The following is a 13,145-nucleotide window of genomic DNA, read 5'->3' as shown; positions in this document are numbered from 1 at the left end:
CACGCGCGAAACGCGAACGCGGCCGCCGGTGGCGACCGCGTTCCATCCTGCCCGAGGACGGCGGATTCAGCAGTGTTCGCAGATACCGGTGGCCGGCAGCTGGATGAAGCAGCTCGAACACACCACGGTGCGGCTGTCCGGATCGGGCTTCGCGGCGGCGGTGCGGGTGCTGCTGCTGCCGCTGCGCCGAGCCGTTCCGCCGCGCGGGACGAGCGGCGGAATACCGCCGTCGGCAGGCACATCCGCGCCGTAGGCGGCGTAGCAGGCCCAGCGGGCGTAGGCGGCGTGCGATTCGATATCGGCGGGGATGGGGAGGTCGGCGAGCTCGAGCACGTACTTGTAGCTATCGCTGACCTTGAGGTTCTGCTTGACGCACAGCGCGGTCAGCGGCGGCTCACCCGCGGTGTGGCAGCGCCGCGCGACCTTGCGCAGGATCGCGTCGATCCAGGTGCGGGTCGGCGCGTTCGTGCGCACCCCCGCCATGGTCTGCACCCGCTCGGCCAATTCCTTGACCGTCACGAAATGCCCATAGCCGGTGGCCGTTTCGGCGAGCACCTCGTGCGCGGCCAGAGCCCACGCCACGGTTGCGTCCCGGAACATCACCCCCGTGCCGTCGTCGATCCGCCAGGCTCCCGATGTCGTCGTCGCAGCATCCCTCATAGCCCGTTCACGTTAGCCCCCGATACCGGCGACACGCCAAACCGGCGACCGCCGAATCATGTTTCGGCTTCATCACATTCGCCGCCGGAAACGACGAAGGCCCGCTTCCTGTGACGGAAGCGGGCCTTCGAGACTTCGAGCCGAGGAGAAGAGCCTTACTTGGCCTTCTCCAGGACCTCGACCAGACGCCAGCGCTTGGTGGCCGACAGCGGACGGGTCTCCATCAGCTGAACGCGGTCGCCGATGCCGGCGATCTCGTTCTCGTCGTGCGCCTTCACCTTGGAGGTGGTGCGAATGATCTTGCCGTAGAGCGGGTGCCGGTTACGGTCTTCCAACTCGACGACGATCGTCTTGTTCATCTTGTCCGAGACAACGTAGCCGGTACGAACCTTGCGGCTGTTGCGCTGGACTTCCACTTTGTCGCTCATGCCGCATCTCCCTTACCAGCGGGTCCGGTGGCCAGACCGAGCTCGCGCTCGCGCATGACCGTGTAGATACGCGCGATCTCGTGACGCACCACACGCAGACGACGGTTGTTGTCCAACTGTCCCGTCGCCATCTGGAAGCGCAGGTTGAACAGCTCTTCCTTCGACTCACGCAGGCGGGCGACGAGCTCCTCTTCGGTGAGCTCACGGAGCTCTGCGGCCGGTGTTCCGGTAGCCATCAGAACTGCTCCTCCCTGGTCACGATCCTGCACTTCATGGGGAGCTTGTGCATCGCGCGGCGCAGGGCCTCACGAGCGATCTCCTCGTTGGGGTAAGACATTTCGAACATCACGCGGCCGGGCTTGACGTTCGCGACCCACCACTCCGGCGAACCCTTACCGGAACCCATGCGGGTTTCGGCAGGCTTCTTGGTGAGCGGGCGATCCGGGTAGATGTTGATCCAGATCTTGCCGCCACGCTTGATGTGGCGGGTCATCGCGATACGCGCCGACTCGATCTGCCGGTTGGTGACGTACGCAGGCTCGAGCGCCTGGATACCGAACTCACCGAACGCCACCGAGGTGCCGCCCTTGGCCATACCGGACCGGCTCGGGTGATGCTGCTTGCGGTGCTTGACCTTGCGAGGCATCAGCATGCGTCAGCCCTCCTGTGTCTCTGCCGGTGCCTCCGCCACGGCGGTGGCGGCGCGGCCGGCCTCGGTGCTGGTCGCGGTGGTGCCAGCGGAACCGGAACGACGCGGACGGCTCGGACGCTCGCGGCGCGGGCGATCGCCGGCCGGAGCGCTCGGGGCGGCCAGCTCACGCTTGCCACCGACGATGTCGCCCTTGTAGATCCAGACCTTCACACCGATACGACCGAAGGTGGTCTTGGCCTCGTAGAGGCCGTAGTCGATGTCGGCACGCAGCGTGTGCAGCGGCACCCGACCCTCGCGGTAGAACTCCGAGCGCGACATCTCGGCGCCACCGAGGCGGCCCGAGCACTGCACGCGGATGCCCTTGACGTTCGGCGAACGCATGGCCGACTGGATGGCCTTGCGCATCGCGCGACGGAACGCCACACGGTTGGACAGCTGCTCGGCCACACCCTGGGCAACCAGCTGGGCATCGGACTCGGGGTTCTTGACCTCGAGGATGTTCAGCTGAACCTGCTTGCCGGTGAGCTTCTCCAGCTCGGCGCGGATGCGATCGGCCTCGGCGCCGCGGCGTCCGATGACGATGCCGGGACGCGCGGTGTGGATGTCGACGCGAACCCGGTCACGGGTGCGCTCGATCTCCACCTTCGAGATGCCCGCCCGTTCCATGCCGGTGGACAGCAGCTTGCGGATCGCGACGTCTTCCTTGACGTAATCCGCGTACTGCTTGTCGGCGTACCAACGGGACTTCCAATCGGTGGTGATACCGAGGCGGAAGCCATGGGGATTGATCTTCTGTCCCATTTACTTTGCCCCTCCCTTCCGGCGGCTACGAGTGGCGCCGGCAGTGGGCACGCTCTCGACCTCGATGGTGATGTGGCTGGTGCGCTTGCGGATCCGGAACGCGCGGCCCTGGGCCCGCGGCTGGAAACGCTTCATGGTGGCGCCCTCGTCGACGTAGGCCGTCGAGATCACCAGCGTGTCGGGGTTGAGGCCGAGGTTGTTCTCGGCGTTCGCCGCGGCGCTCGCCACGACCTTGGCAACCGGCTCGCTCGCGGCCTGCGGCGCGAACTTCAGGATCGCCAGAGCGTCTTCGACCCGCTTGCCGCGGACCAGGTCCACGACGCGGCGAGCCTTCATCGGGGTGACGCGCACGTGCTTGGCGGTCGCCCGGGCAGTGGGGTTCTGAGTCTCAGTGGTCGTCATCGCCGCTTGCTCTTCCGGTCTTCCTTGACGTGGCTCTTGAACGTCCTGGTCGGCGCGAACTCACCGAGCTTGTGCCCGACCATGTTCTCCGAGACGAACACCGGCACGTGCTTGCGGCCGTCGTGGACGGCGAAGGTGTGGCCGATGAAATCGGGGGTGATGGTCGAACGACGCGACCAGGTCTTGATGACCTGCTTGGTGCCCTTGTCGTTCTGCACGTCCACCTTCGCTTGGAGGTGGTCGTCGACGAACGGGCCCTTCTTCAGGCTGCGTGGCATTTCTTACCTCCTCCTTAGCGCTTCTTGCCGGTCTTGCGGCGGCGGACGATGAGCTTGTCGCTCGGACGGTTGGGCTTGCGGGTGCGGCCTTCCGGCTGACCCCACGGCGAGACCGGGTGGCGACCACCGGAGGTCTTGCCCTCACCACCACCGTGCGGGTGGTCGACCGGGTTCATGACGACACCACGGACCGTGGGACGGCGTCCCTTCCAGCGCATACGGCCGGCCTTGCCCCAGTTGATGTTCGACTGCTCGGCGTTGCCGACCTCGCCGACGGTGGCGCGGCAGCGCACGTCGACGCGGCGGATCTCACCGGAGGGCATACGCAGCGTGGCGTAGGGGCCTTCCTTACCCAGCAGCTGGATGCTCATACCGGCCGAACGGGCCAGCTTGGCACCGCCGCCGGGACGCAGCTCCACCGCGTGGATGGTGGTACCGGTGGGGATGTTGCGCAGCGGCAGGTTGTTACCCGGCTTGATGTCGGCGGTGGGGCCGGACTCGATCGGGGTGCCCTGCGTCACGCCCTTGGGGGCGATGATGTAGCGCTTCTCGCCGTCGCGGTAGTGCAGCAGCGCGATGTTCGCGGTCCGGTTGGGGTCGTACTCGATGTGCGCGACCTTGGCCGGGATGCCGTCCTTGTCCAGGCGACGGAAGTCGATCAGACGGTAGGCCCGCTTGTGACCGCCACCGCGGTGGCGGGTGGTGATGCGACCGTGGGCGTTACGACCGCCGCTCTTGGTGAGCGGACGGATCAGCGACTTCTCGGGGGTCGACCGGGTGATCTCGGCGAAGTCCGAGACAGACGACCCGCGGCGGCCCGGGGTTGTCGGCTTGTACTTACGGATTGCCATGAGTTCTTCTCTGCTTTCTGGATTCCCAGGCGCTTACGCGACCGGGCCTCCGAAGATCTCGATGGGCTTGCTGTCGGCCGAGATGGTCACGAGCGCGCGCTTGGTGTTCTTGCGCTTGCCGTAACCGAAGCGGGTCCGCTTGCGCTTGCCCTGACGGTTGGCGGTGTTGACGCTGGTGACCTTGACGCCGAAGACCTTCTCGACGGCGATCTTGATCTGCGTCTTGTTCGAGTCCGGGTGCACAAGGAAGGTGTAGGTACCTTCCTCGATCAGCCCGTAGGACTTCTCCGAGATGACCGGCGCAAGCAGGATGTCGCGGGGGTCGGCGATGGTGGTCACTTGCTCTCCTCCTGTGCCGCCTCAGCCGGCCCGTGCACGAAGGCGTTCAGGGCCTCGACGCTGAACACGACTTCGTCGCTTTCCAGCACGTCGTAGGTGTTGAGCTGATCCGGCGCGATCGGGTGCACGAACTCGAGGTTCTGCACGCTCTTCCAGGCCGCGATGTCCTCACGACCGAGCACGACCAGGAACTTCTTCCGGTCCGACAGCTCGGACAGGAAGGTCTTCGCGGTCTTGGTCGACGGGGTCTGGCCCGCGACCAGTTCGCTGATCACGTGGATCCGCTCGTTGCGCGCGCGGTCCGACAGCGCTCCGCGCAGCGCGGCGCGGATCATCTTCTTCGGGGTCCGCTGGCTGTAGTCGCGCGGCTTCGGGCCGTGCACGGTGCCGCCACCGGCGAACTGCGGCGCGCGGGTCGAGCCCTGACGGGCGCGGCCGGTGCCCTTCTGCCGGTACGGCTTCTTGCCACCACCGCGGACTTCACCGCGGGTCTTGGTGGAGTGCGTGCCCTGACGCGCGGCGGCGAGCTGGGCAACGACCACCTGGTGCATCAGCGCGATGTTGGCGGTGGTGTCGAAGATCTCCGCGGGGAGTTCGACGGTGCCGTTGGTCTTGCCACCCAGTTCCTTGACCGGCAGGGTCAGGTTGGTCTTCTTCTCAGTGCTCACAGCGCTCATGCGTGCGCACCACCCTTCACGGCGCTCTTGACGATCACGACGCCGCCCTTGCGACCCGGGATCGCACCCTTGATCAGCAGCAGGCCGTTCTCGGCGTCGACCTTGTGAACCGAGAGGTTCTGCGTGGTGACGCGGTCGTTACCCATGCGGCCCGACATGCGCATGCCCTTGAACACGCGGCCGGGGGTGGCGCAGCCACCGATGGAACCCGGGCGACGGTGCACGGCCTGCGCACCGTGGGAGGCACCCTGGCCACGGAAGCCGTGGCGCTTCATGGTGCCGGCGAAGCCCTTGCCCTTGCTGGTGCCGGTGACGTCGACGTAGGTGCCCTCTTCGAAGACATCGGCGGAAAGCTCCTGGCCGACCTCGAAGGAGGAGGCGTCGGCGACGCGGATCTCCGCGATGTGCCGACGCGGGGTGACGCCTGCCTTGGCGAACTGGCCGGAGACCGGCTTGTTCACCTTGCGCGGGTCGATCGCGCCGAAGGCGAGCTGCACGGCGCTGTAGCCGTCGCGCTCTTCGGTGCGGATCTGGGTGACGACGTTCGGTCCGGCCTTGATGACGGTCACCGGGACGACGCGGTTCTTCTCGTCGAACACCTGGGTCATGCCGAGCTTGGTGCCCAGGATGCCGGCCGCTGGCCTGTTCTTGTTATCAGTCATGTCTCGAGTCCCCGTCACTGAATGTTGACGTCGACGCTGGCCGGCAGGTCGATACGCATGAGCGCGTCGACCGTCTTCGGCGTCGGGTCGAGGATGTCGATCAGCCGCTTGTGCGTACGCATCTCGAAGTGCTCGCGCGAGTCCTTGTACTTGTGCGGCGAACGGATGACGCAGTACACGTTCTTCTCGGTCGGCAACGGCACCGGCCCGACGACCCGGGCCCCAGTGCGGGTCACCGTCTCGACGATCTTGCGCGCAGACGCGTCGATCGCCTCGTGGTCATAGGCCTTGAGCCTGATGCGGATCTTCTGTCCCGCCACGCTAAGTGTCCTTTTCTCCGCTTTCGTTCGTGATCCGGAAGCTGGGCTTCCGTACCACCCTCATTGGCACAGTCCGAACACACGAAGACGTCTCAGGGAGACCACGACCGGGACGCACCCAGTCTTCGCCGCTGTTCATCTGTCATGGTTCTCCGGTCCACGCGGTCGGGCGTGTCGCCCGCCCGCTCATTCCTCGGCCCCGGAAATCACTCCATGTCAGGCTCGGAACACTGTCCCGGACGTACCCACACCGAAAACGGTGAGGTACACGATTGGTACTGCCTGCCCCACCCGACCAACCGCTTCAGGGAAACGGGCACGGGCCGGTGCAAGGCAACCCGAACAGTATGCCCGAACCCCCCGGCCCGATCAAATCGGGGTCGCCGCGCCCGAGAAAACCGGCCTGACGTGCATCGTCGCAGCCTACTACCGAGCTATCTTACCGCAGAGTAAGATAGCCGCATGACCACAGAGACCGTGACCTATCGCGGCTGGAAGAAGTTGCCGGACAATCGCCTGGGCCACACCCTGTTCTCGCTCGGCATGGTGGCGCGGGTGCCCTTCTTCGGCACCGTGCTACCGAACGTCGTGCGGCTGGAGCCGGGATTGTGCGAGGTCACCTCGCCGAAATGGTTCGGCATCCACAACCACCTCGGCACCTTCCACGCCATCGCGGCGTGCAATCTGGCCGAAGTCGCCATGGGCATGCTCAGCGAGGCCACCGTGCCGACCACCCACCGGTGGATTCCCAAGGCGATGAACGTGCAGTACCTGGCCAAGGCGGAGACCGGGTTGCGCGCGGTGGCCAAGCTGCCCGAGATCCCCGATTTCGACTCGATCGTCGAAGGAACCGAGGTGATGGTGCCGGTGTCGATCTATGACAAGCACGGCCTCGAGGTCGTGCACGCCGACATCACCACCTGGGTCACCCCGAAGTAGGACAGGCCCGGCGGCCGGGCCGGCCGCTGCTCAGCAGGGCAGCGGGCGGTCGCGGCCGTCGAGCGCATTGGCGACGGCGGTGATCGCGCGGGCGTCGGCGAGCATGGCGCTGTGATCGGCCTTGTCGGACGGGCAGCCGTCCTGCAACCAGATATTGCGGTCGTCGGCGTCGGGCTGGGCGAGCAGTGCGGTGTCGGTGGGAGTGATCACGGTGTCGGCGCGGGACGCGATCGCGGTGTAGCGGATGCCTGGCAGGGTCTCGCCGCCGGCGTTGAGCCGGTGCAGCAGGGGTGAGCCCGCCGCCTGCTGCGCACCAGGGGTGCCGAAGACCTGGGTGGCGATCTGCCCGTCGGCCAGCCCGAGCGAGGCGAGATCCGGATACATCTCGCGCAGGCCGTCCCAGGTGGTGCCCCGGTACGGAGTGCCGAGCGTGACCACGGTCGCGATATCGGCACCGCCGCGTTCGCGCAGGTACTGCCGGATCACCGTGCCACCGGTGGAATGGCCCACCAGGGCGAGGCGCGGGGCGCCGGTGCGTTCGCGCACGGTGCGCACCACATCGGCGAGCTCATCGGCCATGTTCTCGATCGAGGCCACTCCCCATACCGGGCGACCGGACAGCGCCGCACCCACTGGGCCGACGCCGACCGAGGAGCCCGCGTGCCCGCTGACCGCATCGACCAGAGCGGGGCCCTGACCCAGATTCGCCGCGAACACACAGTGCCCTTCGCCGCGCAGCGCGGGCGCGAGCACACCGAAGCTGCGGGTGATGTCGGTACCGGAGCCGTGCACCAGCAGCACCGGCTCCCGATTCGGCGCGAGCACACACCCGGAATCGTTGGCGCCGGCCAGCGGCGGAAGAAAGACCTGGGCCGTCCCGGAGGGGGCGAGAGTGATCGCCGCGAATGCGACGGTCGTCACTACGACAGCGAGGCGGGCTGCCCCTCGGGCCAGCGGACCGAGGGTCGATTTTCCGATGCGCATGTCATATCCCCAGGGCCGGAGCCAGCGTCGGCCAGGAATCCTTCAGCGCGTCCTGCCAGTAGCCCCAGGAATGGGTGCCATCGGGCCGGAAGTTGTAGGTGGCCGGAATTCCGAGATCATTCAGCCGGTCCTGCATATTGTGCGAGCAGTAATTCGTCGCGGCCTCGATGATGCCGCCGAGCACGATTTGATTCGCGAAAAGCCATGGGCCTTCCAATGAATACTTGCCGCCGTATTGGTCGTACATACCCGGCAGGCCGCTTCCGCTGGAAATGTAGAGCGCTTTTCCGCGCAGGCCCTCGGCCTGGACATAGGGGTCGTTGGCGGCCCAGGCCGGATCGCTCGGCGGGCCGTACATGTTGTCCTTGTCGGCCAGGCCCCACTCTTCGATGGTGAGCCGCACGAACTCCTGCCCGGCCGGATCGCTGATCTGCGCGCATCCGCTGTAGGCGGCCGCCGCGTCGTACAGATCGCCGGTGGTTGCCGCGAGCGCCAGACTGCTGGTACCGGACATGGAGAAGCCCGCGATGCCGTTGCGCCCGTTGCTGCCGAGGTATTCGTCGATCAGCGGCGGCAGCTCGCTGGTGAGGAAGGTCTTCCACTTCTGCTTGCCCAGCCGCGGATCATCGGTGCGCCAGTCGGCGTAGTAGCTGAACATGCCGCCGATCGGCGAGACCGCGTGCACGTTCTTGTCGGCGAGGAAGTCGAGCACATCGGTCTTGGTCCCCCAATTGGCGCCGTCCACGCCGCCGCCCGCGCCGAGCAGCAGATACAGCACCGGCCGCGGCGCGCCGGTATCGGCCGCCTTCATCACCTCGACCGGAATATCGAGATCCATCGCCGCCGAATGCACGGTGAGGGTGACATTGCGGGCGTCGCGCTCGGCTACCGAAACAATCGACGATGCCGCGCGGGATTCCGTCGGCTCGGCGGACGCCGAGACGGGAAGGATCGCGGTCGCGGTGACGGCGGCGGCCAGCAGCCCGAGCTGGCGGAGGTATCGGCCTCTCATGATGTCCCTTCTGCATGTGGAACACCTCGGTGCTCCGAAAGCAACGCTATGTTGCGGCACAACAACTTTCACGACTGGAATTGCGGGGACACCAGAAATGGGGGCAGCCGCCGGGGCCGTGGCAGCGGAATTCGGACCGATTCGAATTTCTCTGTAACACCGGCACTTTGCCCGCCGATATATCGCGGCACACGCGCGCGATGGTTGCGTCGGCGCCTCGGGTGCGGTTTGAATGCCTCTATGGCAGTCAGCGCGGTTCACAATGTCGACGTGTGCGTCGTCGGCCTCGGCCCGACCGGCCGGGCGCTGGCACACCGCGCCGAAGCCGCCGGCTTGTCCGTCGCCGCGATCGACCCTCGCCCCGACCGGCTGTGGCCGCCCACCTACTCCTGCTGGGTGGACGAGCTGCCCGAATGGCTACCGCAGAGCGCCATCGCGACCCGGATCGAGGCACCCACCGTCTGGGCCAGGACCGAACACCGCATCCCACGGCCGTACTGCGTGCTGTCCAAGCCGGGCCTGCGCGAGGCGCTGCCGCTGGATCCGGCGCGCGTGCGCGCCGGGCGTGCCGTACGGGTGGAACCGCATGTGGTGGAACTGGCCGACGGATCGCTCATCTCCGCCGACGTCGTCGTCGATACCAGGGGCCTGCCCACCCTCGGCTCGCGTCGCGCCGCCAGCGCGCACGGCATCTTCGTCGACGCCGAGACCGCGGCGCCGATGGTGACCGACGGCGAGGGACTGCTGCTGGACTGGCGGCCGGAGAACGGCGCGAGCAACGACGAGCCGCCCTCGTTCCTGTACTCGGTCCCGCTCGGTGACGGCACGGTGATCTTCGAGGAGACCAGCCTCGGGCTGCGCGGTGGCATGCCGCAGCACGAACTACGCAAACGCACCCTCAACCGGCTCGCCGCGCACGGTATCCGGCTCACCGGCAGCGAGCCGACCGAGGCGGCGCACTATCCGCTGGATCAGCCGCCGCCGAAGAAGGGCACCGGCCGGGTGATTCCGTTCGGTTCGCGCGGCGGGATGATGCACCCGTGCACCGGCTACAGCGTCGCCGATTCGCTGGCGCTGGTGGATACCGCGGTCGCGGCGATCCAGCAGGGCCGCGATCCGGTTGCCGCGCTGTGGTCGCCGCGGGCGCGGCTGGTCTATTGGATGCGGATGCGCGGGCTGTGGGGCTTGGGCCGGCTGACGACCGAGCAGTCCATCGCCATGTTCGAGGCGTTCTTCACCGCCTCACCGCGTGGGCAGCGGGCGCTGCTGTCAGCGCACGACGATTACACCGCGCTCGGCGCCGTGCTGGTCAATACCGTCGCCCACACCTGGCCCTTCCGCTGGCGCTACGACCTGGTCGGCTGGACCAACCGCAATCGCTGGGTGGGCTACGAGTACGAGCCCGCGCCCAGCCCCGAAACCCCGCGCATCGGCTGAGAAGCCGACCGCAGGATCAGGCCCCCGTCTCGGCGGCACGCCGGTAGCCGCGCACCGCCGGGTACGCGAACACGATGACGATGCCGACGGTCCACAGCAGCGTCTTGATCATCGGTTCGGCCACCGGACCGCCGTAGGACAGCCCACGCATGGCGTCGATGGCGCAGCTCATCGGCTGGTTGGCCACCACGTCCTGCAACCACACCGGGTAGGCGTAGACCGGGACGAAGCCGGAGTTGAAGAACATCAGCAGCGTATTGATGATGCCGATGACGTTGACCAGCATGACGCCCTCGGTGAGCGTGGCCAGCGCCGTGACGAACACGGCGAATCCGACGCCGAACAACACCGGAATGCCGATCAACGCCAGCGCCGCTACCGGCCCCTGATCGAACCGGAACCCGATGCAGAAGCCCACCGCGATCACGAACAGCGTGGTGATCAGGACCCGGATGGCCTCGGCGAACAGCCGGCCGGTCAGACCAGCGGCCCGGTGCACCGGCATGGTCCAGAACCGGCCGAGCAGTCCGGTGGCCTTCTCGGTCTTGAAGCCGAGCGCGCTCACCACCGCGCCTGCCATGGCGGCCACCAGGGTGATCATCGGGACGGTGCCGTAGACGCTGGGTTTGCCGGTGGCGTTGGTGATCGAATCGCCGAGCACGATCCAGAACATCAGCAGTGTCAGCGCCGGGTACAGGATGGTCTGGATGGTGGTCGCTGGATCGCGCGCCCACACCAGCAGCAGCCGCTTGGTCTGGATCAGGCTGTGCGTCCACCAGTTACCGAGCGAGCGTTCCGAGCGCGCGCGCACGGTCGGCAGCGGGGTGTTCCACCCGGTGTCCGGCGCCTCGGTCACCTCGGTGTCCGCGGTTGTCTCGACTGAACTCATGACCGCCTCACGCTCGCCCACACCGCCAGCGGCGCGAAGACCACCGCCGCGCCGATCAACCACACCAGCGGCACCCACAGCACCTGCCAGGTCACGCCGTCGGCGGCCATATCGCGCAATGCGAACGACAGCTGCGAGATCGGCTGGTTGCGCACGAACGGCCGGATCCACTCCGGGAACCCGGACTCCGGCACGAACCCGCAGGAGAGCATGCCGAAGATCAGCGTGGGCAGGGTCAGCGCCTGGCTCAGCGATTCCGGGCTCTTGGTCAGGCTGCCGAGGGCGTCGGCGCCCAGCGACAGCACGATGCTGATGGCCAGCGAGAACACACAGAACAAGATCGCCTGGCCCCAGCCGGCCTCGAACCGGAACCCGATGATGTGGCCGTAGATCAGGGCCGCGGTCAACGAGCACACCGACCGCACCACACCGGCACTGATCCGTGCCGACAGCGGCACCAGCGTGCCGATGGGCATGGTCTGCAACCGGGTGCTGAGCCCGGTCAACGCCTCGAACGCCGACAGCTGAGCGTTCGACATCATGGTGAACGCCATCGTCTGCAACACGATGATCGGCATGACGAACTGGGCGTAATCGATGCCCTGGAACTTCATCACGTACCGCAGCGGCAGATAGAAGCCGAGGGTGAACACCAGCGGGGTGATGATCGCGACGATCAACTCACCCTTGGTGGCCATGGTCCAGATGATGCGGCCGGTCAGCGCGCGCCACTGGGCGAACGAGGACAGCTTGGCGACGGGCAGTTCGGCGAACAGCTGGGCGCCGCCTGCCTCGGTGGTGGCAACACTCACGAGTGACCACCCGAATGGCCGGTGATGGAGAGGAACACGTCGTCGAGTGAGGGCCGGCGCAGCGCGATATCGGCCAGGTCGACGCCGGCGGAATCCAGCCTGCGCAGGGCCTCGGCCAGGGTCGCGGCGCCTTCCGGCGCGGGGATCGACAGCCGGTCGGCGCCGTTCAGTTCGGCCGAGACCGCCGTCGGCACCAGATCACCGAGCGCGGCCGCCGCCTTGGACAGATCCGACGGGTCCAGCGGGACGACCTCGCAGTAGCTGCCGCCGGTCTTCTCCTTGAGTTCGTCGGCGGTGCCCTCGGCGATGACGGTGCCCTTGTCGATGACGATGATGTTGTCGCTGAGCACGTCGGCCTCTTCGAGGTACTGCGTGGTCAGCAGGACCGTGATGCCCTGCGCCTTGAGGGCGTTGACCAGATCCCACACGCCCTGGCGGCTGCGCGGATCCAGGCCGGTGGTCGGCTCGTCGAGGAACACCACCTCCGGGCGCACCACCAGGCCGCAGGCGATGTCCACGCGCCTGCGCATACCGCCGGAATAGTTGCGCACCGCGCGACGGCCCGCACTGACCAGGTCGAATTCCTCGAGCAGGGTGTCGGCGCGCTTACGGGCGGCCGATTTGCTCAGGCCCATGAGCCTGCCGAACAGCTCCAGGTTCTCCCGGCCGGACAGGTTCTCGTCCAGCGCGGCGTACTGGCCGGTCATCATGATCGAGCGGCGCACGCCCGCCGGATCCTTCTGCACATCGTGCCCGGCGACGATCGCGGTGCCCGAATCGGGGCGGAGCAGGGTGGACAGGATCTTGACGGTGGTGGTCTTGCCCGCGCCGTTGGGGCCGAGCACACCGAGCACACTCGCCTTCTCGGCGGTGAAACTGATGCCTTGCAGCGCGTGCACCTCACCGAACGACTTCCGCACGTCCACGACCTGGACGGCGGGCTCGCTCGCGGGCGACTCGACATGATTCGAACTCGGCATCAACTCTCCACTATCGGCCGGG

General features: G+C 67.2%; 19 protein-coding genes. 2 read left to right on the top strand and 17 right to left on the bottom strand.

Annotated features, from left to right (window positions below; translation table 11 throughout):
* Positions 1-66 precede the first annotated feature (66 nt).
* The 12 genes from AC4HOU_RS14610 to rpsJ form a co-directional block, all read right to left on the bottom strand.
* The gene (locus AC4HOU_RS14610) at positions 67-660 is read right to left on the bottom strand and encodes a hypothetical protein (protein ID WP_228805929.1); all 594 of its coding nucleotides are present in this window, start codon (positions 658-660) and stop codon (positions 67-69) included.
* Between the two features lie 155 nt (positions 661-815).
* Positions 816-1,088, bottom strand: a complete 273-nt coding sequence (gene rpsQ / locus AC4HOU_RS14605) for a 30S ribosomal protein S17 (RefSeq protein WP_163814421.1) — start codon at positions 1,086-1,088, stop codon at positions 816-818.
* The gene (gene rpmC / locus AC4HOU_RS14600; RefSeq protein WP_036533190.1) at positions 1,085-1,324 is read right to left on the bottom strand and encodes a 50S ribosomal protein L29; all 240 of its coding nucleotides are present in this window, start codon (positions 1,322-1,324) and stop codon (positions 1,085-1,087) included. Before rpmC ends, rpsQ begins: the two co-directional genes overlap by 4 nt.
* Positions 1,324-1,740: a 50S ribosomal protein L16 gene (gene rplP / locus AC4HOU_RS14595; RefSeq protein ID WP_014349059.1), complete on the bottom strand. Its 417-nt coding sequence runs from the start codon at positions 1,738-1,740 to the stop codon at positions 1,324-1,326. The genes rpmC and rplP overlap by 1 nt, the downstream gene beginning before the upstream one ends.
* Before the next feature lie 3 nt (positions 1,741-1,743).
* Positions 1,744-2,541: a 30S ribosomal protein S3 gene (rpsC, locus tag AC4HOU_RS14590; RefSeq protein ID WP_014349058.1), complete on the bottom strand. Its 798-nt coding sequence runs from the start codon at positions 2,539-2,541 to the stop codon at positions 1,744-1,746.
* Positions 2,542-2,943 (bottom strand): 50S ribosomal protein L22, encoded by a 402-nt coding sequence (gene rplV, locus AC4HOU_RS14585; protein ID WP_036533187.1) that lies wholly within the window; start codon positions 2,941-2,943, stop codon positions 2,542-2,544.
* Positions 2,940-3,221: a 30S ribosomal protein S19 gene (rpsS, locus tag AC4HOU_RS14580; RefSeq protein WP_014349056.1), complete on the bottom strand. Its 282-nt coding sequence runs from the start codon at positions 3,219-3,221 to the stop codon at positions 2,940-2,942. The genes rplV and rpsS overlap by 4 nt, the downstream gene beginning before the upstream one ends.
* 14 nt (positions 3,222-3,235) lie before the next feature.
* Positions 3,236-4,072, bottom strand: coding sequence for a 50S ribosomal protein L2 (rplB, locus tag AC4HOU_RS14575; protein WP_036533184.1), 837 nt, complete (start codon positions 4,070-4,072; stop codon positions 3,236-3,238).
* 33 nt (positions 4,073-4,105) lie between these two features.
* Positions 4,106-4,411: a 50S ribosomal protein L23 gene (gene rplW / locus AC4HOU_RS14570; RefSeq protein WP_011207266.1), complete on the bottom strand. Its 306-nt coding sequence runs from the start codon at positions 4,409-4,411 to the stop codon at positions 4,106-4,108.
* The gene (gene rplD / locus AC4HOU_RS14565) at positions 4,408-5,088 is read right to left on the bottom strand and encodes a 50S ribosomal protein L4 (RefSeq protein WP_036533182.1); all 681 of its coding nucleotides are present in this window, start codon (positions 5,086-5,088) and stop codon (positions 4,408-4,410) included. Before rplD ends, rplW begins: the two co-directional genes overlap by 4 nt.
* A complete protein-coding gene (rplC, locus tag AC4HOU_RS14560) occupies positions 5,085-5,750 on the bottom strand; it encodes a 50S ribosomal protein L3 (RefSeq protein ID WP_036533181.1) in 666 nt (221 codons plus the stop codon). The genes rplD and rplC overlap by 4 nt, the downstream gene beginning before the upstream one ends.
* Positions 5,751-5,764: 14 nt before the next feature.
* Positions 5,765-6,070: a 30S ribosomal protein S10 gene (gene rpsJ / locus AC4HOU_RS14555; protein ID WP_003938093.1), complete on the bottom strand. Its 306-nt coding sequence runs from the start codon at positions 6,068-6,070 to the stop codon at positions 5,765-5,767.
* A gap of 462 nt (positions 6,071-6,532) precedes the next feature.
* Here rpsJ and AC4HOU_RS14550 point away from each other — a divergent pair, with 462 nt between their 5' ends.
* Positions 6,533-7,009 (top strand): hotdog fold domain-containing protein, encoded by a 477-nt coding sequence (locus AC4HOU_RS14550; protein ID WP_163814422.1) that lies wholly within the window; start codon positions 6,533-6,535, stop codon positions 7,007-7,009.
* 30 nt (positions 7,010-7,039) lie between these two features.
* On the opposite strand, the gene AC4HOU_RS14545 is transcribed toward AC4HOU_RS14550, so the two are convergent.
* Positions 7,040-7,930 (bottom strand): lipase family alpha/beta hydrolase, encoded by an 891-nt coding sequence (locus AC4HOU_RS14545; protein ID WP_194989423.1) that lies wholly within the window; start codon positions 7,928-7,930, stop codon positions 7,040-7,042.
* A gap of 64 nt (positions 7,931-7,994) precedes the next feature.
* Positions 7,995-9,005 (bottom strand): alpha/beta hydrolase, encoded by a 1,011-nt coding sequence (locus AC4HOU_RS14540; RefSeq protein ID WP_195020618.1) that lies wholly within the window; start codon positions 9,003-9,005, stop codon positions 7,995-7,997.
* Between the two features lie 240 nt (positions 9,006-9,245).
* Here AC4HOU_RS14540 and AC4HOU_RS14535 point away from each other — a divergent pair, with 240 nt between their 5' ends.
* Positions 9,246-10,442: a lycopene cyclase family protein gene (locus AC4HOU_RS14535; protein WP_195020617.1), complete on the top strand. Its 1,197-nt coding sequence runs from the start codon at positions 9,246-9,248 to the stop codon at positions 10,440-10,442.
* Between the two features lie 16 nt (positions 10,443-10,458).
* Here AC4HOU_RS14535 and AC4HOU_RS14530 read toward each other — a convergent pair whose 3' ends face one another.
* The 3 genes from AC4HOU_RS14530 to AC4HOU_RS14520 are packed head-to-tail and all read right to left on the bottom strand — an operon-like array spanning position 10,459 to position 13,123.
* On the bottom strand, positions 10,459-11,331 hold the full coding sequence (locus AC4HOU_RS14530; protein ID WP_163814426.1) for an ABC transporter permease: 873 nt from the start codon (positions 11,329-11,331) through the stop codon (positions 10,459-10,461).
* A complete protein-coding gene (locus AC4HOU_RS14525) occupies positions 11,328-12,143 on the bottom strand; it encodes an ABC transporter permease (RefSeq protein WP_194989426.1) in 816 nt (271 codons plus the stop codon). Before AC4HOU_RS14525 ends, AC4HOU_RS14530 begins: the two co-directional genes overlap by 4 nt.
* Entirely contained in the window at positions 12,140-13,123 is a 984-nt protein-coding gene (locus tag AC4HOU_RS14520) for an ATP-binding cassette domain-containing protein (protein WP_194989427.1), read from the bottom strand. Before AC4HOU_RS14520 ends, AC4HOU_RS14525 begins: the two co-directional genes overlap by 4 nt.
* Positions 13,124-13,145 lie beyond the last annotated feature (22 nt).

The sequence above is a fragment of the Nocardia sp. JCM 38205 genome, assembly GCF_058222935.1.
This window is presented reverse-complemented; position numbering and strand designations above follow the sequence as displayed.